At 63.6% G+C, this 18,593-nt stretch carries 18 protein-coding genes; 9 read left to right on the plus strand and 9 right to left on the minus strand.

Translation table 11 applies throughout. The features are described from left to right. Positions 1-106: 106 nt before the first annotated feature. The gene (serA, locus tag FMM02_RS07630; protein WP_147494287.1) at positions 107-1,687 is read right to left on the minus strand and encodes a phosphoglycerate dehydrogenase; all 1,581 of its coding nucleotides are present in this window, start codon (positions 1,685-1,687) and stop codon (positions 107-109) included. Further along, complete coding sequence (locus FMM02_RS07635; protein WP_147495021.1) at positions 1,684-2,793, minus strand: phosphoserine transaminase; 1,110 nt, start codon at positions 2,791-2,793, stop codon at positions 1,684-1,686. The genes serA and FMM02_RS07635 overlap by 4 nt, the downstream gene beginning before the upstream one ends. 396 nt (positions 2,794-3,189) lie before the next feature. Here FMM02_RS07635 and FMM02_RS07640 point away from each other — a divergent pair, with 396 nt between their 5' ends. From FMM02_RS07640 to xth, 3 genes are read left to right on the plus strand one after another with little or no spacing between them, the layout of a single operon-like run. Further along, positions 3,190-4,134 (plus strand): M23 family metallopeptidase, encoded by a 945-nt coding sequence (locus FMM02_RS07640; protein WP_147494288.1) that lies wholly within the window; start codon positions 3,190-3,192, stop codon positions 4,132-4,134. A gap of 37 nt (positions 4,135-4,171) precedes the next feature. Continuing rightward, entirely contained in the window at positions 4,172-4,495 is a 324-nt protein-coding gene (locus FMM02_RS07645) for a HesB/IscA family protein (protein ID WP_425473604.1), read from the plus strand. A gap of 40 nt (positions 4,496-4,535) precedes the next feature. After that, the gene (gene xth / locus FMM02_RS07650; RefSeq protein ID WP_147494290.1) at positions 4,536-5,309 is read left to right on the plus strand and encodes an exodeoxyribonuclease III; all 774 of its coding nucleotides are present in this window, start codon (positions 4,536-4,538) and stop codon (positions 5,307-5,309) included. Here the strand turns inward: xth and FMM02_RS07655 are convergent. Continuing rightward, positions 5,301-6,443: an N-acetyltransferase gene (locus FMM02_RS07655; RefSeq protein WP_147494291.1), complete on the minus strand. Its 1,143-nt coding sequence runs from the start codon at positions 6,441-6,443 to the stop codon at positions 5,301-5,303. The two genes, xth and FMM02_RS07655, sit on opposite strands and share 9 nt — an antisense overlap. Before the next feature lie 106 nt (positions 6,444-6,549). Here FMM02_RS07655 and FMM02_RS07660 point away from each other — a divergent pair, with 106 nt between their 5' ends. Then, positions 6,550-7,650, plus strand: coding sequence for a fatty acid desaturase family protein (locus FMM02_RS07660; protein WP_147494292.1), 1,101 nt, complete (start codon positions 6,550-6,552; stop codon positions 7,648-7,650). A 5-nt stretch (positions 7,651-7,655) separates the two neighbouring features. On the opposite strand, the gene lptG is transcribed toward FMM02_RS07660, so the two are convergent. Together lptG and lptF are read right to left on the minus strand one after the other, a co-directional pair. Further along, positions 7,656-8,753 carry an LPS export ABC transporter permease LptG gene (gene lptG, locus FMM02_RS07665; protein WP_187107729.1) on the minus strand — a complete coding sequence of 366 codons (1,098 nt, stop codon included), beginning with the start codon at positions 8,751-8,753 and terminating at the stop codon, positions 7,656-7,658. Beyond that, a complete protein-coding gene (gene lptF, locus FMM02_RS07670; protein WP_147494293.1) occupies positions 8,750-9,991 on the minus strand; it encodes an LPS export ABC transporter permease LptF in 1,242 nt (413 codons plus the stop codon). The genes lptG and lptF overlap by 4 nt, the downstream gene beginning before the upstream one ends. 121 nt (positions 9,992-10,112) lie before the next feature. Between lptF and FMM02_RS07675 the strand changes: the two genes are divergently transcribed. Genes FMM02_RS07675 through FMM02_RS07685 form a run of 3 tightly spaced genes read left to right on the plus strand, consistent with a single transcriptional unit; the run spans position 10,113 to position 12,461 of the window. Continuing rightward, entirely contained in the window at positions 10,113-10,613 is a 501-nt protein-coding gene (locus FMM02_RS07675; protein ID WP_147494294.1) for a DUF2141 domain-containing protein, read from the plus strand. Next, positions 10,613-11,587: a diacylglycerol/lipid kinase family protein gene (locus FMM02_RS07680; RefSeq protein WP_147494295.1), complete on the plus strand. Its 975-nt coding sequence runs from the start codon at positions 10,613-10,615 to the stop codon at positions 11,585-11,587. The genes FMM02_RS07675 and FMM02_RS07680 overlap by 1 nt, the downstream gene beginning before the upstream one ends. Positions 11,588-11,594: 7 nt before the next feature. Beyond that, entirely contained in the window at positions 11,595-12,461 is an 867-nt protein-coding gene (locus FMM02_RS07685) for a hypothetical protein (protein WP_147494296.1), read from the plus strand. Here the strand turns inward: FMM02_RS07685 and FMM02_RS07690 are convergent. Genes FMM02_RS07690 through FMM02_RS07700 form a run of 3 tightly spaced genes read right to left on the minus strand, consistent with a single transcriptional unit; the run spans position 12,418 to position 15,903 of the window. Continuing rightward, on the minus strand, positions 12,418-14,406 hold the full coding sequence (locus FMM02_RS07690; RefSeq protein ID WP_147494297.1) for an ATP-binding protein: 1,989 nt from the start codon (positions 14,404-14,406) through the stop codon (positions 12,418-12,420). The genes FMM02_RS07685 and FMM02_RS07690 overlap by 44 nt on opposite strands. Before the next feature lie 47 nt (positions 14,407-14,453). Continuing rightward, positions 14,454-15,656 (minus strand): serine palmitoyltransferase, encoded by a 1,203-nt coding sequence (spt, locus tag FMM02_RS07695; RefSeq protein ID WP_147494298.1) that lies wholly within the window; start codon positions 15,654-15,656, stop codon positions 14,454-14,456. A 1-nt stretch (position 15,657) separates the two neighbouring features. Then, positions 15,658-15,903, minus strand: a complete 246-nt coding sequence (locus tag FMM02_RS07700) for an acyl carrier protein (RefSeq protein WP_147494299.1) — start codon at positions 15,901-15,903, stop codon at positions 15,658-15,660. 184 nt (positions 15,904-16,087) lie between these two features. Here FMM02_RS07700 and FMM02_RS07705 point away from each other — a divergent pair, with 184 nt between their 5' ends. Beyond that, positions 16,088-17,152, plus strand: coding sequence for a retroviral-like aspartic protease family protein (locus FMM02_RS07705; RefSeq protein ID WP_147494300.1), 1,065 nt, complete (start codon positions 16,088-16,090; stop codon positions 17,150-17,152). Between the two features lie 71 nt (positions 17,153-17,223). After that, on the plus strand, positions 17,224-17,799 hold the full coding sequence (locus FMM02_RS07710; RefSeq protein WP_147494301.1) for a Pycsar system effector family protein: 576 nt from the start codon (positions 17,224-17,226) through the stop codon (positions 17,797-17,799). A gap of 4 nt (positions 17,800-17,803) precedes the next feature. On the opposite strand, the gene FMM02_RS07715 is transcribed toward FMM02_RS07710, so the two are convergent. Then, positions 17,804-18,571, minus strand: coding sequence for an ion transporter (locus FMM02_RS07715; protein ID WP_147494302.1), 768 nt, complete (start codon positions 18,569-18,571; stop codon positions 17,804-17,806). Between the last annotated feature and the right edge of the window lie 22 nt (positions 18,572-18,593).

An 18,593-nucleotide genomic window follows, 5' to 3' on the forward strand; every position in this document is an offset into this window, starting at 1 on the left:
CTTATTTTTTACGGTCGCGCGCTCCTAAGCGGGAAGCGGCCGCGCGTCCAGTTTCGCTTTCGTCGGACCAACCTCGGGCCTGCGTCCCTTATCCCGCGAACCGCGCTCAGAACCGCAGGGGAACCACGTCGCGCACTCCGTCCAGCGCACACAGCGTCTTGACGACGCCTGCCGGAACCTCGCCGTCGACCGAAACCAGCGCCACCGCCTCCCCCAGCGCCGCCCGGCGGCCCAGGTTGAACGTCGCGATGTTGATCCCTGCCTCGCCCAGAGCGGTCCCGAGCTTGCCGATGAAACCCGGCATGTCCTTGTTGACGATGTAGATCATCATCCCGGCAAGGTCAGCCTCGATCTCGACTCCGAACAATTCGACCAGCCGCGGCGCCTTGTTGCCGAACAGCGTTCCGGCGATCCGTCGAACGCCATCCGACGTCCCGGCCTCCACCGCGACCAGCGTGTGATAATCGCCCTCGCGGTCGTGCCGGACTTCCCGCACGTCGAGCCCGCGTTCCTTGGCCAGCACCGGCGCGTTCACCATGTTCACCGTCTGCGAATAGGTGCCCATCAGCCCGGCCAGCACGGCGCCGGTGATCGGCTTGGGATTGAGTTGAGCGGCGGCGCCTTCGACTTCGACCGACACGGAGCGGATGTCTTCGCCAAGGACCTGGCCGATCAGTTTTCCGAGCTTTTCCGCAAGTGCCATATAGGGCTTCAGCCGCGGCGCTTCCTCGGCGGTGAGGCTGGGCATGTTGATCGCGTTAGTGACCCCGCCAAGCAGCAGAAAATCGCTCATTTGCTCGGCTACCTGGATCGCGACGTTGACCTGCGCTTCGCTGGTCGACGCGCCCAGATGCGGGGTCGACACGAAACCCGGAGTCCCGAACAGGGGCGATGCGGTCGCGGGCTCGGTTTCGAACACATCGAGTGCGGCCCCGGCCACTTGGCCGCTTTCGAGCGCGGCCTTGAGTGCGTCCTCGTCGATCAGGCCGCCGCGGGCGCAATTGACGATCCGCACCCCTTTCTTGGTCTTGGCCAGGTTGGCCTTAGACAGGATGTTGCGGGTCTGGTCCGTCAGCGGCGTGTGCAATGTGATGAAGTCGGCGCGGCGCAGCAGCTCGTCCAGCTCGACCTTTTCGATGCCGAGCTCGATCGCTCGTTCCGGCGTTAGGAAGGGATCGAAGGCCGCAACCTTCATTTTCAGCCCGATCGCGCGCGTCGCGACGATCGAACCGATGTTGCCCGCGCCGATCAGGCCAAGCGTCTTTCCGGTCAGTTCGACGCCCATGAAGCGGTTCTTCTCCCACTTGCCTGCCTGGGTGGAAGCATCGGCTTCGGGAAGTTGGCGGGCGAGCGCGAACATCAACGCGATGGCATGTTCCGCGGTAGTGATCGAATTACCGAAGGGCGTGTTCATCACCACCACGCCGCGCGCCGTCGCGGCCGGGATGTCGACGTTGTCGACCCCAATCCCGGCACGACCGATGACCTTGAGCCGCGTCGCCGCTTCGAGGATCGCCGTCGTGACCTTGGTCGCCGAACGGATTGCCAGCCCGTCATAGTCGCCGATGATCGCCTTCAATTCGTCGGGGGTCAGGCCGGGCTTCTCGTCGACCTCGATCCCGCGCTCGCGGAAGATCGCGGCGGCTCGCGGATCCATCTGGTCGGAAATCAGTACGCGAACCGTCATTGCAATGTCTCCCAGGCCCAGTCGAGCCAAGGCCCGAGGGCCTCGATATCGGCGGTGTCGACGGTTGCGCCGCACCATATGCGAAGGCCCGGCGGGGCATCGCGATAGCTGGCGATGTCGAAGGCCACGCCTTCCTTCTCGAGCAGCTTGGTGAAGCGCTTGATGTACTCAGCATCGGCACCGGCGACCGTCAAGCAGACGCTGGTCTTCGACCGGCTGGCCGGGTCGGCGGCAAGATGGTCGAGCCATTCGCGCGTTGCGACGATGCGGTCGAGCGCGGCAGCATTGGCCTCGGTCCGGGCGATCATTCCCTTAAGCCCGCCGACCGACTGCGCCCATTGCAGCGCAGCAATCGCGTCCTCCACGGCCAGCATCGACGGCGTGTTGATGGTTTCGCCGCTGAAAATGCCTTCGATCAGCTTGCCGCCCTTGGTGAGGCGGAAGATTTTTGGCAGCGGCCTGTCGGGCACGAATCGTTCCAGCCGCTCGACCGCGCGCGGGCCGAGGATCAGGACGCCATGCGCGCCTTCGCCGCCGAGCGCCTTCTGCCAGCTGAAGGTGGCGACGTCGATGCGGTCCCACGGCAGGTCATAGGCGAACACCGCGCTGGTCGCGTCGGCAAAGCTAAGCCCTTCGCGATCGGGGTCGATCCATGCGCCGTCGGGCACGCGGACACCGCTGGTCGTGCCGTTCCAAGTGAACAATATGTCATTGGACCAGTCGACCGACCCAAGATCGGGAAGCTGGCCGTAATCGGCGCGGATCACCGCTGGGTCGAGCCGCAACTGCTTGACTGCGTCCGTCACCCAACCTTCGCCGAAACTTTCCCACGCCAATGCGGTTGTCGGCCGTTCGCCGAGCATCGACCACATCGCCATCTCGAACGCACCGGTGTCGGAGGCGGGGACGATGCCGATGCGGTGGGTGTCGGGCAGCTGCAGCATCTCGCGCATCAGGGTGATGCAAGTGGAGAGCCGTTCCTTGCCCAAGGGGCTGCGGTGCGACCGGCCGAGGGTTCGGGTGTCGAGGTCACCGAGAGACCAGCCCGGCGGCTTGGCGCATGGACCGGAGGAGAAATAGGGCCGTGCGGGACGCGCGGCTGGCATGGCTATCGTCAATCAAACTCTCCTTTCAGAGAGCACGCGCCGCGTTGGGACGGCGTGGCCCGTCGCGGGGTTTAGCGGCAAGTCGGGTCGCTGTGAACCGTGGGCACGGTTTGAGCAAACCCGGGCGAATCACAGAAAAGGGCGGTAAATTCCCGTTAAAATCTTAATCTAACGCAAGTTCCTCCCTCAACTCGTCGTGGCGAGTTGGCGACTCACCCTTTCGCCGGGAACTTGCTGTTGAATTGGTAACGATCTGCGGGTCAGTTTCTGCCTCCGACGCTAGGTGGGCAATCGAACGTCGGGAGCCGGGGCTGGGGAGCTCCATGAAAATGAGGATGTTGCACTGGGCGCGAATCGTCGAGCCCGGTGTCGGTCACATGAGGAGCTCTGCTGAGCATGACCCAGACTACGATCGCCGCAGCCCGTTTGTTCCGGACGCGCGACCTGTTCTTCCACGACGGCAATCACCTTCGCCGCTTGCGCCTGTCGGCGCCGGTGCAGCTGGTGATGCTGTCGCTGATGGCGCTGGTACTGGCCTGGTCGGCCTATTCGACCGTCCGCCTGTTCACCGTCCAGCCGGTTGTCGTTTCGGCCGCCGCTCCCTCGACCGACATCGCCCGCCTCGCTGCCGCCACAGAAGCAAAGGTCCGCGAGCTGGAACATCGCCAGCAAATCCTTGCCGCAATGCTTGCCGGCGAAGACGTCAAGCCGGAAGCGATCGCCGAACTTGGCTATGCGCTGGCCCCGGCGGGCGCCAAGGGTGGACCGTTCGAGGCTTCGAGCCAGGCCGACCCGACCTTCAAGTCGCTTTTCACCAGCTGGAAGAAGCTCGACAATCTCGCCGATGGCGCGATCGCGGTGCCTTCGGACAAGCCGGTAAAGACCGCTGAATTCACTTCGGGCTACGGAATTCGCTCCGATCCCTTCCGCGGCGGCGCCGCAAAGCATGCGGGCATCGATCTCGCTGCTCCGATCGGGACCCCAATTTATGCCACTGCCGACGGGGTCGTCCGCGAGGCCGCCTACAATAGCGGTGGTTACGGCAACCTCATCAAGATCGAGCATGGTCGCGGCATCGAAACCCGTTATGCGCACCTGTCGTCGATGACCGTCCGCCAAGGCCAGCGCGTGAGCCGCGGCCAGCTGATCGGACGAATGGGCTCGACCGGGCGCTCAACGGGAAGCCACCTTCACTATGAAGTCCGGATCGATGGCCGCGCGGTCAATCCGATCCCGTTCATGAAGTCGAACGAATATCTTCTCGCCATGCAGAAGAACGGCGCTGGCGTCCACGCGATGGACGCGGTGGCCCTGGGCGGTCCGACCGGGGGCAAGCGCTAAGCTTGTTCGAACGGACCGGCCGCCCTATCTGGCGGATGTGACCTCCATTACCCTTACCTCAAGCGCCGCGCGCCGCGTCGCCTCCATCGCTGACAAACAGGGCAAGTCGGCGGTGCTGCGCCTGTCCGTGGACGGCGGCGGCTGCGCCGGGTTTTCCTATCGCTTCGCGCTCGGCGAAGTCGAACAGGATGACGTGGTCAGCATGACTGACGGCGTTTCGCTGGTGGTCGATCCGGTAAGCCTCGACCTGGTCGCCGGGTGCGAAGTCGACTTTGTCGAGGAACTGGGTGGTTCTGCGTTCCGGGTGAACAATCCCAATGCAGCGTCGGGCTGCGGATGCGGGTCAAGCTTTTCCGTCTAAGCCGGATGACGGACCACAGGCTGCGCGCTAAGCCGGACCGATGAAGATCGTCACCTTCAACATCAACGGGATTCGCGCCCGCCTTCCGCGCCTGGTCGAATATCTGGACCGGGAACGGCCCGACGTCGCCTGCCTTCAGGAGCTGAAGTGCGCCGACGAGGCGCTTCCGATCGCCGATATCGAGGCGGCGGGTTATAGCGCGGTCTGGCACGGCCAAAAGGGCTTTAACGGGGTTGCCATATTATCGCGTGGCGCGGCGCCCCGGCTTCGGCAGATGGGCCTGCCCGGCGACCCGGACGACAGCCATAGCCGCTATATCGAAGCGGAAGTGGACGGCGTGATCATCGCCTCCATCTACCTGCCCAACGGCAATCCCGTCGGAACCGAGAAGTTCGATTACAAGCTGCGCTGGATGGAGCGGCTGCGCGAGCGGGCGGCTGCCATCCTTGCCGAGGAGCGGCCGGCGGTGCTGGCCGGCGATTATAATGTCATTCCCGACGATCGCGATACATTCTCCCGGCGGGCGATGGCTGGTGACGCGCTGTTCCAGCCGGAAAGCCAGGCGGCCTTTCGGCGAATCGTCAATCAGGGCTGGACCGACGCGCTGCGCGCGCTCAATCCGGACGATGACCGGCTCTACACTTTCTGGGACTATACCGCCGGGGCCTGGCCGCGCGACGCGGGGTTCCGGATCGATCACCTCCTATGCTCGCCGCAGGCGGCTGACCGGCTGGTCGGCGCCGAGGTCCATAAATGGGCAAGGGGCGAGGAGAAAGCCTCCGACCATGCGCCGGTGGCGATCGCGCTAGCCTAGGTCGCGCTGGTAGATACGATAGACGTGGTTGATGTTCGCGCCGGGTAGCTGGGCGATCGACATCATGCCCTGATTATCCTCCAGCACCCAGCCGAATTCGCCATGGGTGACGCCGAAATCGGCGACGCAGGCGCGGCGGATCTGCTCGATCAGCATGAAGGCCAGTTGTCCCGCCAGCCGCGAGCCCTGGATTTTCTTGGCAACGCCCATCAATGGCACGCGCACTCGCGCCGTCCGCGGCTTGCGAAGCCGCCACAGCAATTTGGCCCAACCGAACGGAAACAGCCGTCCGTCGAGGTCACGGATCAGTTCGTTGACGTCCGGGATGGTGATCATGAAGGCCACCGGCTCGCCATCATATTCGGCAATCCGCACGAGATCCTCATAAATGATCGGTTTCAGCTTTTTGCCGGCATAGGCGATTTCCGCCTCGGTCAGCGGAACGAACCCCCAATTGTCCGACCAGGCGTCGTTCAAAAGGTTGAGGATGATCGCTGCCTCCGCATCAAAGCGCGAGGCGTCGACCTTTCGCACATTGATCCGGGGGTTGGCCTCACCGGCCCGGATAAGCCGTTCGATCACCGGGATCATGTCAATCCGGATATCGAGCTCGTAGGTATAAAGGTCCTTGGCCTTGCTATAGCCGGCCGCTTCGATCCAGCCTTCATATTCGGGACGGTGATGACCCATCATCACCATCGGCGATTGCCTGAACCCCTTGATCAGCAGGCCGGGTTCATCCCAGATCGAAATGGACATGGGGCCGATCGCGCGAACCATCGCCTGTTCCCGAAGCCAGGATTCGGCGGTCGCGATCAGCGCGGCTGCGACCTCGGGCTCCAGCGCCTCGAACATGCCCCACTGGCCGGTTCCGGGGCGCATATGCTGCTGAACCAGTTCGTCGACCTGGGCGCTGATACGTCCCACCACCCGGTCGCCGCGCAGTGCAAGCCAAAGCTCCGCACGGCCATGGCCGAACCAGGGATTGCGCTTCGGATCTAGCAGCCCATGCACTTCGTCCTTGAGCGGCGGGACCCAATAGGGATCGTCGCGATAGACCGTCCAGGCGAAGTCGACGAAGCGTTTTCGATCAGCCTTGTCGGCGACCTTGCGGATGGTGAGCGGAGCAGTCATCGCGCCATGAGTTGCAGCCGAGCCCCCTCTGCGCAACCGCTTTCCTGACGGTCCTGTTCATTGTCCGGCCACGATGGTGCCACTATCTCCTGCAATCCGCATGACGATGAACAGCAAGACCATTCCTCTGCAGCGCGGCGGCGCTGGCCGGCGCGAATCGCCCGCTGCCTTGGTGCGCGCGGATGACAAGGCCATGCTGAAGGCTGCGGCCGACCTGACCCGCGAATTGAACCAGCCCAACAGCAGCATCTACTGGGCCGATTTCCTCGGTTCCGCACTACTCGGCTACGCCGCGCTGGCAATTGCGGTTACTGCGGCGAGTGTCAGCACCGGTCTTGTCGCCGCGCTCGTCTCGGTGCTCGCTCTCTATCGCGCCGGCAGCTTCATCCACGAATTGACCCATTTGAAGCCAGGCGCGGTGCCAGGTTTCCGATTGGCGTGGAACGCGATCGTCGGCGTGCCGCTGTTGGTTCCGTCCTTCCTCTACGAAGGCGTCCACAACCAGCATCACGCCAAGACCTATTATGGAACGGCCAATGACCCCGAATATCTGCCGCTCGCGCTGATGAAGCCGTGGACCTTGCCGATATTCCTGCTGGCCGCGGCGCTCGCTCCGATTGGGATGCTAATCCGATTCGCGGTGCTTGCTCCGCTGTCGCTGGTGAGCCCGGCGCTGCGCGCCCAGGTGGTCGCCCGCTATTCCGGACTTCAGATCAATCCGCAGTTCCGCCGGCCTGCCCCGCAGGGCCAGTTCGGCCGCGATTGGGCGGTGCAGGAAACCGCCGCAAGCCTCTGGGCGATCGCGCTGATCGTCATGGCGGTCAGCGGGGTCATCGCGCTCCGCCCGTTCCTGATCGGCCTCGGCATCGCGTCGGGAGTGATGTTCCTCAACCAGGTCCGCACGTTGGTCGCGCACCTGTGGGAGAATGACGGTCAGCCGATGAGCGTTGCCGAACAATTCCTCGACAGCGTCAACGTCCCGCCGCCGGCAACGCTTCCGGCGCTCTGGGCGCCCGTTGGCCTGCGGTATCACGGACTGCACCACCTGCTGCCTGGCCTGCCCTATCATGCGCTTGGCGAAGCGCACCGCAGGCTGGTTGCCACGCTTCCCGGTGACAGCATCTATTTCCGGTCGAACCATCGCGGCCTGTCGCCGCTGGTCGCGCGGCTCGCTGCAAGCAGCTGGCGGGGCGGCCGCCCGGGCTGAGGCTCTTATTCCTCCTGGCGGATCAGCACCAGTTCGCCAATCAACAGGAACAGGAAGAAGGGCGCCCAGGCGGCGAGGAACGGTGGGTAGGCGCCGATATTCCCAAGCGCCATGCTGAAATTGTCGGCAACGAAATAGGCAAACCCAAGCGCCATTCCGATCGTCGCGCGAAGCAGTACCTTGCCGGAACGCGCCAGCCCAAACGCGGCGGTCGCCGCCAGCAGCGGCATCAGCATGGTGGACAAGGGCCCGCTGATCTTGTGCCACCAGCCGGTGACGGCTTCCTCGGTTGGACGCCCTGCCTGCTCCAGTTCGGCGATCGCGCCGCGCAACGCATGGATGTCGCGTTCGGCGGGATCGACCTGGGCGAGGGTGAAGCGCTGGGGCTCGACCCCCTGAAGCAGCTGTATGCTACCTTGGCGCAAGACCATATTGGTCCGCGCGTCATAGATTCGGACCTTCTCGAGGCTCCAGCCACCGCGCTGCTGGGTCGCCCGCTCGGCCTCGATCACCCGGGCAAGCGTGCCGTAGTCGCGGTCGTAAAAGGTCACGCCGCGAAGCCGCGCGCCCTTGCCGCGCCCCAGGACGAGACGAGCCCGGACAAGATCCTCGCCGTCGCGCACCCAGACGTTGGACAGGATGCCGCTGTCGGGCGGGATCGGGCCATAATCCTCGCTTTCCCAGGCGTTGAGGGTGCGGGTCGCCTTCACCACCACGGTCTCATTGAACATAAACAGCAAGGCGGCGACCGCCAGGCTGGCGACGATCATAGGTGCAAGGATCTGGTGCGCCGACAGTCCCGCGGCCTTCATCGACACCACTTCGCTATGCTGGTTGAGACTGGTGAAGGCGATCAGCGCGCCTAGCAGCACCGAAAAGGGCAGGAAACGCGAGACCAACATCGGCACGCGCAGCGACACGTAGCGCCAAAGCTCGGCCTCGCCATTGCCCTCGACCTTGAGGATTTTGCCGGATTCGCCAAGCAGGTCGAGCGCCATCAAGACGAGGACAAGCGCCATCAGCACCGCGAAGCTGCGCGTGAGGAACATCTTGCCGGCGTAAAGCGCCAACTGCCGCGAAGGCATGAAGTTGAGGTTGATCATGCCGCCGCAACCGTTCGCTCAAAGCGCCGCTTGGGAAGCATCCGCCGGACCGCCCGGCCGAGCTTGGCAAATGCCGCTTCCAGCGCCCCGATCGGCTGTCCGCCGGGCCGGTGGGCGATGACATGGTACATCCAGGCAATCAGCGCGACGAGCCCAAGGAAAGGAAGCCACAGCGCAAGTTCGGGTTGTAACCGCCCCTGCGCGCCGGCGCTTTCGGCATATTGATTGATCTTGTGATACGTGACGACCATCACGATCCCGACGAAAATTCCCAGCGAACTATGGCTTCGCTTCGGCGGAACCGCGAGCGCGACCGCCAGCAGGGGCAGCATCAACATCATCGCGATCTCGACCAGCCGGAAATGGAGGTTGGCCCGGGCCGCCCGCTCGTCCTTGCGGCTTTCGGCCGTACCCGCATAGGCGCGGCTGGCGACTTCCGGCAGGGTCAGTTCCTTTTCCTGGTTGCCGCGGTTCCGGAAGGGATCGATCGCCGGCAGGTTGATCGGTAGGTCGTAGCTGTCGAACGACAGCGTTCGGGGCGTTGCGAATTTCGGCCCGTCCTGGACCAGCCGGCCCTGGCGGAGACGGAAAATGATCGTGTCCGGATCGTCGGTCGCGAGAAACTGGCCTTCCGCGGCGGTCGCCGCGAGGCGCATGCCCGACTTGTCGTCGAGCGCTGTAAAGATGCCCATAAGCTTGGTACCGTCGTCCTCGCTCCGCTCGATGCGCAGCGTCATTCGCTTGCCGAAGTCGGTGAACTCCCCGACCTTGATCGACGCGCCGAGCGCGCCGGACTTGAGGTCGAAGCGAAGCCCTTCGTAACGATAGCGGGCATAAGGATCGAGCCAGCCGACGATGGCGATGTTTAGCAGCAGCAGCGCGACCGTGTACATGTAGGGCACGCGAAGCAGCCGGGTATAGCCGACGCCGATGCCGCGAAGCGCATCCAGTTCCGACGACAGCGCGAGCTTGCGGAACGCGAGCAGGATCCCGAGCAGCAGGCCGATCGGAATGCCGAGGGAGAAATATTCCGGCAGCATGTTGGCCAGCATTTGCCAGACGACGCGGACTGGGCCTCCGGCGCTGATCACGAAGTCGAACAGGCGCAACATCTTGTCCAGCACCAGCAGCATCGCCGCCAATACCAGTGTCCCGATCAAGGGAACCGCGATGTTCCGCGCCAGATAGCGATCGACCAACGCCAAAAGATCAGCACCTTTTCGTCCTCGCGGCACCATGATTTGGCCGCAAAGGGGGCCGACATGACAGCCGGGCGCCAAATCCCGGTCGACTCCAACGTCAGGGAGAGCGGCAGGGTAAGGCGCCGCTTGTGCCTATAGCGAAGCGGACGATAAAATCATGTCGAAATCTTCGATCCCTTTTCTCGCTGCCGGAGCTGGCCTCTTCGCCGCGCTTGCGCTGGCCGGCATCCCGGGATCGGCGGAAGCCAGCGCCAGCTGCGCGGCGGGCAGGCCGTCGGTGCTCGTTCGGGTTGACGGCCTCAAGCAGCCGACCGGCCAGCTCAAGGTTTCGCTTTACGGTTCCGACGCCAGCCTGTGGCTCGCCAAGCAGGGACGAATTCACCGGACCAAGGTGCCGGTGACGGGCAAGGCGATGGACATCTGCCTGCCGGTTCCCGCGCCCGGACGCTATGCGGTGGCCGTCCATCACGACCTCAACCTCAACGGTTCGCGCGACCGCCAGGATGGCGGCGGCTATTCGCGCAACCCTAAGGTTAGCTTGCTTAACCCCAAGCCACCCTTCGCCCGGGCTTCCTTCCCGGTCGGTCAGGAACAGGCACAGGTCGGCGTGACCTTGCTTTACATCAAGGGGATGAGCGTAGGACCGGCAGGAAGTTGATGGCCCGGCCGCGGATCGCCCTGCTCAGCAACCCCAAGTCGACCGGCAATATTGCCCAGCTCCCGCGCATCCGCGCCTTTTGTGCCGAGCATCCCGACATTTTCCACTATGAGGTGGAGCGCGCCGACCAGATTGGGGAGGCGATGCGGACCATTGCCCGCATCCGTCCGACCGTGCTGGCGATCAACGGTGGTGACGGCACAGTCCAGGCCGCGCTTACCGAACTGCATAATGGCGGTCATTTTGGAACCGAGGCCCCCCCGGTTGCCGTGTTGCCCAGCGGCAAGACCAACCTCATCGCACTTGATTTGGGAGCGCAAGGTGACCCGGTCGAGGCGCTCCGCCGCTTGCTCGACATCGCCGCCGCCGACCTTGCCCCGCATCTCGTCGCCCGGGAGCTGATCGCCCTGTCGGGAGGCGAAGGCGGCATCACGCCTGTCATTGGTATGTTTCTTGGCGGTGCCGGGCTGGCCGACATCATGCTTTACTGCCGGGAACGGGTCTATCCGCTCGGCCTGCCGAACAGCGTCAGCCATGTGATCACCGCGATCGCCGTGGTGCTTCGGCAGGTATTCCGCCTGCGGGCCAGCTTCCTGCCGCCCGAGCCGCGCCTGCTAAGCGTCAGCGTTCGGCGCGAAGGCGCGATCACCGGCCGCTTCGCCTTCCTACTCGTGACCACGCTGGACAAGTTGCTGCTGTCCGGAGAGATGGCGTCGACCGGTCGCGGTCCGTTGAAATTCGTCGCCGTCGAGCAAAAGCCGATTTCGCTGCTTCGGGCCTTCGGCGCGAGCCTGGTCGGCAGGCTTGGCCGGACAAAGCTTGACGGGGTTCATGTCGAGGAAGCCGACGAGATCGCCATCGAGGGGGAATCGAGTCAGGTCATCCTTGACGGGGAGACATTCTGCTCGGGACCCGGCAAGCCGATCCTGTTGCGCCCCGCCCAGCCTCTATCGTTCGTCCGAATCGCCGCCTGAGCAGCTTATGGAAAACCGCTTAAGGCCGCTCGTCGAAGCCGAGCTGACGCGGCCGGTCGATCCACGCGTCTCCGCCATCGCCAAAGCCATCGCTGCGCGCCACGGCGCCGCGAGCCGGGCCGTGCTTTTTTACGGCAGCTGTCTTCGCGAACATCAGCTTGAGGGGCTAATGCTCGATTTCTACCTGATCGTTTCGGACTATTCCGAGGCCTTCGACCGGCGCTGGCTGGCGATCGCCAACCGGCTAGTTCCGCCCAACGTCTTTCCATTTCATCTCGGCGGCCTCGGCGCGAAATATGCGGTGCTCAGCGAAAGCGATTTTCACCGCCTCAATGGGCCGGAAACGCTAAATGTCTCGGTTTGGGCGAGGTTCGCGCAGCCATCGCGGCTGGTGTGGAGCAGCGGTGCAGAAGCCACAAAGCGGGCGCTCGATGCAGTGGCGCGCGCCGCGCCAACCCTGCTTTCGGCAGCCCGGCCGCTACCCGATGTCGGGGACGGGCTGGAACCGTGGCGTCACGCCTTCGCAAAAACCTATTCGGCGGAGCTGCGCGCCGAACGAAAGGGACGCTCGGGATCGATCGTCGACCATGATCCCGAACGATACCGGCAGTTCTTGCAACCCGCATTGGACACAATCGAACCGGGGGCGCGGTCTGGAGGCTGGGGACGGCGCCGGATCGCCGGCAAGCTCCTTTCAATAGTGCGGCTTGCCAAGGCCAGCGCGACCTATGCCGGCGGCGCGGAATATATCGCCTGGAAGATCAATCGCCACGCAGGAACGACAATCGAGCTCAGCGCGTGGCAGAAGCGTCATCCGCTATTGGCCGCGATCAGCCTGTTGCCGCGGCTCCTCCGCTCCGGCGCGATTCGCTAGGGCCTGCCGACAAGGCCGCCGATACGCTGGCTGCCAATGTCGCAACGGTAAACGGTTTGCGCAGGAGGGCCGTTTCAGCCAACTCATCGCTGTCGCCTTCGCCGACATAGCCGGTGACGAACAACACCGCGACCTCGCCGTGCCTTGCTTTCAGTTCGCGCACCATTTCCGGCCCGGTCATCTCCGGCATGATCACGTCCGAGATTACCAGGTCGAATTCCATGCTGGCGAACAGCGCGAGTGCTTCGGCCCCGCTGGAGCAGGCCACGGGCTCATACCCCAAGTCCTCAAGGGCGCCGACCGTCGCGGTACGGACCCGCGGATCGTCTTCGACCAGCAGGATTCGCGCTCCCTTGACGGCCAATTCCTCTTCGCTCTTGCCCTGCAGTTCAGGGTTTGCACGAACGCTCCTGCCGGCAACTTCGGTGCGCGGCAGATAGATGGAAACGGTCGTGCCCTTGCCAAGCGTGCTCTCAATTGCCGCTTCGCCTCCTGACTGATGGGCAAAGCCAAAGATCTGCGACAGTCCGAGGCCGGTGCCCTTGCCGACATCCTTGGTGGTGAAAAAGGGCTCGAAAGCCCGATCGAGAACCTCGGCGGTCATTCCGCAGCCGGTGTCGATCACATCGATCACCAAATATTCGCCGGCCCGGATGTCGCCGACCTCGTTGGCGCTGACCTTTAGGTTGCGCGTGCGGATCAGCAGCGTTCCCGTGCCGTCCATGGCGTCGCGGGCGTTCACCGCCAGATTGAGGATCGCATTTTCCAGCTGGTGCGGATCGACGAACACCGGCCAGGCGCCCTTCGCCAGCTCGGTCTTGATGGTGATGCGTTCGCCCAAGGTACGATCGAGCAGTTCGGTCATGCCGGTCAGCAATTCGCCGCTCTCGAGCCGTTCGGGCAGAAGCGGTTCCGACCGCGCAAAGGATAGCAGGCGGCGGGTCAGGGCCGCGGCGCGGGTCGCGCCTTCCATGGCATTGGTCAGGTGGGTCATGACCTCCCGCCGCGGGCCGTTGAGGCGGCGCAGGGCAAGGTCGATCCCGCCGACGACCACGGCAAGCATGTTGTTGAAATCGTGAGCGATTCCACCGGTCAGCTGGCCGACGGCCTCCATCTTCTGGACCTGGCGCAGTTGGGCCTCTGCCGCCTGGCGCTCGACCGCTTCGCTCCGTAGCGCCTGGTTGGCCTCCCAAAGTTCCTGGGTGCGTTCGCGCACCGCCATCTCCAGCGCCTCCGCTCGTTCCGATTCGGTTTCCGCCTGTTTTCGGGAAGCCGCGTTGAGGCGCAGCGCCTGAACCGCGACATAGCCCATGAAGATGGCAAACAGGCCGACGATCAGGCCTAGCCAGCTGAGGTAGTCGGTCAGTTGCTCGGCGCGCGCTGCGAAGACCTGGGTGGTCCGCATCTTCGCCGACAGGGCTTGCCGCTCCGCGGTGGCGATTTCCGCCAGCTTGGCCCGCAATTCCTTGCCGATGTCGGCTTCAGTCGAGATGTAATACCAATATTGGAAGCCGTAATTTTTTTGCCGCGACCGGACATAGGTGGCAACGGTCGAGAATTGCTGGCCCCGCTGCTGGAACAATGCGCGAAGCCGCGCGGCGCGTTCGCGTTGCGCCGCGTCGCCGGACAGCGACCGTTCCAATTGGGCGATCTGCTGTTCGGCAAGGCGCCAATGGGAATAATAGCGGCTGCCGGTTTCCTGCTTTTCATCAAGGGCGTAGCGCCCGACGGCGGCCTCCGCGCGGGCAACGCTGGCGTCGATCGTGCGGGTCAGAAGAGTGACGTCATAAGCATGCCGCTCGGCGGCCAGCGCACGGTCGCGCGTTGCATTGGTGAGTGCAACGAGGACGACCATGCCAAGCAGGACCAGCGTCGCGATCAGCGCTGCCGCCGCCGCCAGGCTGCCCCGCCGCCAGTCGAACGTCTGCTCTTCCCCCGGCGTCATGGCTTCAACCTACCCGTCCGATTCGCGCGATGAAAGCCCGGATTGCCTCAGCCGATAACGCCAGTCCTGCGTCCTGCCGCTTCGAACATACCTAGGATCTCATTGACCTGTTCGCTGCTATGCTCCGCGCACAACGAGCAACGCAGTAATGTCATGTTGCCCGGCGTCGCCGGCGGGCGTGCAAGGTTGACGTAAAGTCCTTCATGCAGAAGCGCTTCCCACATCGCCGCGCCGCGTTCCAGGTCGGGCAAGATCACGGCGATAATCGCCGATTGCGGGGTTTCGGTGCCAAGCTTGAAGCCGAGCGCCTTCAGCCCCGCATGCAGCTTCTTGCTGTTTTGCCACAAATGGTCGCGCTTGGCCTTGCCGTGCATCAGCTTGCGGATCGATGTCGCGGCGGTGGCGACAACCGACGGCGGCAGCGACGCGGTGAACACATAAGGCCGGCACACCAGCCGGAGGATCTCGAACTTGGGGTGGTTCGACACGCAAAATCCGCCGACCGTGCCGACGGACTTGGAAAAGGTGCCGATGATGAAATCGATGTCGTCGATCACGCCCTGCGCCTCGGCCACGCCGCGGCCATTGTCGCCGATGAAGCCCATCGAATGGGCCTCGTCGACCAGGACCATCGCGCCATGGGCCTTCGATATGGCAACCATTTCCTTGAGCGGCGCAATGTCGCCGAGCATCGAATAAACGCCTTCCAGCACGACCAGCTTGCCGGCTTCGGGAGGAAGTCGTTTCAGCCGCTTTTCGAGCGCGTCGACGTCGTTATGGCGGAAAGGCACGATCTGGGCGTTGCCGAGCGCGCAACCGTCATAGATTGAGGCATGACTGTCGATGTCGAGGATGATGTAATCATCCTTGCCGGCCAAGGTCGAGATGATGCCGAGGTTCGCCTGGTATCCGGTGGAAAACACCATGGCATGATCCATGGCGTAGAAGTCCTTTAGCGCGTCCTCGACGGCCTTGTGGCCGACATAGGTGCCATTGAGGACCCGGCTGCCGGTGGTGCCGGAGCCGAATTCGTCGAGCGCTTTCTTGCCCGCAGCGATGACCTCCGGGTCGAAGGTCATGCCCATATAGTTGTAGGTGCCCAGGAGGATGGTCTTCCGGCCGCTGCAGATGGCGACGGTCGGTGAAACCACTTCCTCCATCACCAGTCCGAAAGGATCGGTAAGGCCGGTCGACAGCAATTGTTCGCGGGTTTCGATCAGCGGATCGAACTTGGAGAAAAGGTCGGTCACCTCAGTCGGCCTTGAGCTTGCCGACCGCATCAACCAGCTGGTCGACCGTCTCGATCTCGGCGGCCTGGTTCATGGTGATGATGATGTCGAATTCATCTTCGACATTGGCGACGAAATCCATCACAGTCAGGCTGTCCCATTCAAGATCCTGGGCGAAACGGGTCGAGCCGTCGACCTCAGTTCCCTTTTTGTTGAACGGTTCGATCAGGCCCTTGACGATGGCCTCGGTTTGCTCGCGGTCTGTCATTGCAGCGTCCTACGGTTGCGCGGGCGCTTTCGCAACGAAATCGGGCGGGAAAGTGGCGCGCGGCGCCAAATGACGGCCGCCGCTGATCGAACCGACAGGCTGCTGGTCTAGCGCGGCTGGCCAATGTGAACCGGTTGCCATAGCCTTGGGTTGGAGGTTCGCCTTGCCAATTGCCCGCCTTGGAATGGCCCTTTCGCTCGTGCTGGCCGATCCCGCGCTCGCGCTCGGCGCCCAGGGGTCCGGTCCGCCGGCCGTCGCCAAGCCGCGTCCTGCTCCCGACCGGCCTTCGACGATGCCGCCGTTGCCTCCTGCAGTCATCGACGATGAACTGGCCATTGGCGGCACTGAGGTCGATGCAAAACAGGTCAAGACCCGCCTGACAGTCGAAGTGCTGGTCAACGGCCGGGGCCCCTACCAATTCCTCGTCGACAGCGGGGCCGACACGTCCGTCGTCGGGTTGCGCATCGCCCGCGACTTGGAACTGCCGCTGGGATCCCCGGTGATCCTTAACGGGATGACGTCGCGCAATATCGTCGACCGCGTGGTGGTGAACGAGCTGACGCTCGGTCAAAGCACGATCCGCGGCCTCGAGCTGCCCGCGCTCAAGGAACAGGATATGGGCGGCGCCGGAATGATCGGGATCGACGCACTGGTCCAGCAGCGGCTGATGATGGACTTTGAAAAGAAGATCATCCGCGTCGAGGACGCCCGCGAACCCGCCAAGGTGCTGGATGGGGAGATCGTCGTCACGGCCCGGCGCCAGCGCGGCCAGCTGATCCTGACCGAAGTATCCATTGGCAAAGTTCAGATCGAGGCCGTCATCGATACCGGCACCGAGATTTCGATCGGCAATACGGCGCTGCGCGACAAGCTGTTCCGTGGACGGCGGGACCGGCCGCTGACCGTTGCGGCGACGGGCGTCACGGGCGTCACGGTGAACCTCGAACTGGCGATAGTGAAGGAGCTCCGGCTAGGCTCGGTGATTCTGCGTAACGTCCCGATCGCCTTTGCCGACCTGCCACCGTTCGAGGTGTTCGGCCTTAAGGACGAGCCTTCGCTCTTGATTGGCACCGACCTTCTCGAAACCTTTCGGCGCGTCTCGCTGGACTTCAGGTCGCGTAAGGTCCGGTTCCAGCTGCGCCGATGCGGATCGTCGATTGTCGAGTTTGCGACGATGGAAAGCTCGACCATTTCGCGCCTGTCTTCGGGCGGGAATGACTCAGTTTGCCGGCGCGAGGCCCGGGACTAGCAGGCGGCGGGGCTTGCGTTGGATTGCAAAGCGCGGTTGCATGGCAATCCTGAAGGAACGGGGAACAATAGATGAGCGAATCCGGGTCCGGACCCCATGCCGGTGACAACGCGCCTGACCGTTCGGCAGCATCAGGCGATGGCCGCTTCTTCGAGCCTGAATATATCAACGTCTTGGTGTCGGCCCATGCTGGCAATCTCGAAATGTCGAATATGGCGGACAGCAAGGCCTCGATCCTGCTGGGCGCGAGCTTCGTCGTCTTCGGCCTGTCGATCTCGGACATCGCAGAGGGCAAGGCCAGCATCCCGCTGGTCGTCCTGACGCTCTTTTCCTTCGCGGCCACCGTCCTCGGCGTGCTGACGGTGCGGCCGACCCGCATTCGCGACTGGAAGGTCGAACCGGGCAAGGCCAACATCATGTTCTTCGGAAGCTTCACCAACGTCAGCCGGGAGCAATATATCGAACAATGCGTCGATACGCTCGCCTCGCAGGAAGGGTCGATCCGGGCGATGGCCGGCGACATTTACGATCATGGCAAGCTGCTCAAGAGCGAAAAGTTCAAATGGCTCTACTGGAGCTATACCGCGTTCCTCTGGGGGATGTGGATCACGGCGGTTGTCGTAATCGCCGACGTCTACATGTCCTGATCGGTCAGTCGGCCGGTTTTTCCCGGCGGCGCTGCATCACATCGCTCATCGCCGCGGCGAGAATCCCTGTAGGCAGCGCAATTGTCCCGATGGCCGCGATCGATACCAACGCGGAAAAGAACTTGCCCAGCGCAGTTACCGGATAGACGTCGCCATAACCGACCGTCGTCAGGGTGACGATGCCCCACCAGAAAGCGCGCGGAATGCTGCCGAACTTGTCGGGCTGCGCTTCGCTCTCGGCCCAGTAAAGCAGGGAACTGGCGATCAGCAGGGTGAATGCAGCGAGCGAGAAGGCAAGGAACAGTTCTTCGCGGCGCGAATGAAGCGCTTCGCCCAGATCGCGCCAGGCGCGGGAGAAGCGGCCGAGCCTGGCCAGGCGCAGGATCCGAAAGAAGCGCACGAAGCGAAGCATCAGCGTTGCACCGTCGGCAAATGCGAAAAATGAGGGGATGATTGCCAGCAGGTCGACGATCGAGGCTGGCGACGTCACGAACTTCAGTCGCGGATGTTTCGCGGCGCCAAAAACAGGATTCAGGTCGGCGACCCACAGCCGCAACAGATACTCGACTGAAAACAGGATGCCGAAGCTCAGTTCGAGCGCCTGGAACAGGGTTTCGCGCCCGGCGGAAACGGTTGGCTCGGTCTCGATGACCGCCGCGGCTACCGCGGCGAGGATCATGAAGATGACTAGCCGGTTGGTCGCGGACAGGCCGGACTCGCGCGCGGTCGGATCGACCTGCCGGAACACCACGCCTTTGATACCCTTTACCATGATGCCCCCGCGATGGCCCGTG

The organism is Sphingomonas xanthus (assembly GCF_007998985.1).
GTDB lineage: Bacteria > Pseudomonadota > Alphaproteobacteria > Sphingomonadales > Sphingomonadaceae > Sphingomicrobium > Sphingomicrobium xanthum.

Bases quoted from the DNA above. Each gene is read 5' to 3' on its own strand.
- FMM02_RS07640 (WP_147494288.1), top strand. From the start codon at position 3,190: ATGACCCAGACTACGATCGCCGCAGCCCGTTTGTTCCGGACGCGCGAC.
- FMM02_RS07685 (WP_147494296.1), top strand. From the start codon at position 11,595: ATGGAAAACCGCTTAAGGCCGCTCGTCGAAGCCGAGCTGACGCGGCCG.
- FMM02_RS07710 (WP_147494301.1), top strand. From the start codon at position 17,224: ATGAGCGAATCCGGGTCCGGACCCCATGCCGGTGACAACGCGCCTGAC.
- FMM02_RS07635 (WP_147495021.1), bottom strand. From the start codon at position 2,793: ATGCCAGCCGCGCGTCCCGCACGGCCCTATTTCTCCTCCGGTCCATGC.
- FMM02_RS07715 (WP_147494302.1), bottom strand. From the start codon at position 18,571: ATGGTAAAGGGTATCAAAGGCGTGGTGTTCCGGCAGGTCGATCCGACC.
- lptF (WP_147494293.1), bottom strand. From the start codon at position 9,991: ATGGTGCCGCGAGGACGAAAAGGTGCTGATCTTTTGGCGTTGGTCGAT.
- FMM02_RS07675 (WP_147494294.1), top strand. From the start codon at position 10,113: ATGTCGAAATCTTCGATCCCTTTTCTCGCTGCCGGAGCTGGCCTCTTC.
- serA (WP_147494287.1), bottom strand. From the start codon at position 1,687: ATGACGGTTCGCGTACTGATTTCCGACCAGATGGATCCGCGAGCCGCC.
- xth (WP_147494290.1), top strand. From the start codon at position 4,536: ATGAAGATCGTCACCTTCAACATCAACGGGATTCGCGCCCGCCTTCCG.
- FMM02_RS07655 (WP_147494291.1), bottom strand. From the start codon at position 6,443: ATGACTGCTCCGCTCACCATCCGCAAGGTCGCCGACAAGGCTGATCGA.
- FMM02_RS07680 (WP_147494295.1), top strand. From the start codon at position 10,613: ATGGCCCGGCCGCGGATCGCCCTGCTCAGCAACCCCAAGTCGACCGGC.
- FMM02_RS07705 (WP_147494300.1), top strand. From the start codon at position 16,088: ATGGCCCTTTCGCTCGTGCTGGCCGATCCCGCGCTCGCGCTCGGCGCC.
- lptG (WP_187107729.1), bottom strand. From the start codon at position 8,753: ATGATCAACCTCAACTTCATGCCTTCGCGGCAGTTGGCGCTTTACGCC.
- FMM02_RS07660 (WP_147494292.1), top strand. From the start codon at position 6,550: ATGAACAGCAAGACCATTCCTCTGCAGCGCGGCGGCGCTGGCCGGCGC.
- FMM02_RS07690 (WP_147494297.1), bottom strand. From the start codon at position 14,406: ATGACGCCGGGGGAAGAGCAGACGTTCGACTGGCGGCGGGGCAGCCTG.
- FMM02_RS07700 (WP_147494299.1), bottom strand. From the start codon at position 15,903: ATGACAGACCGCGAGCAAACCGAGGCCATCGTCAAGGGCCTGATCGAA.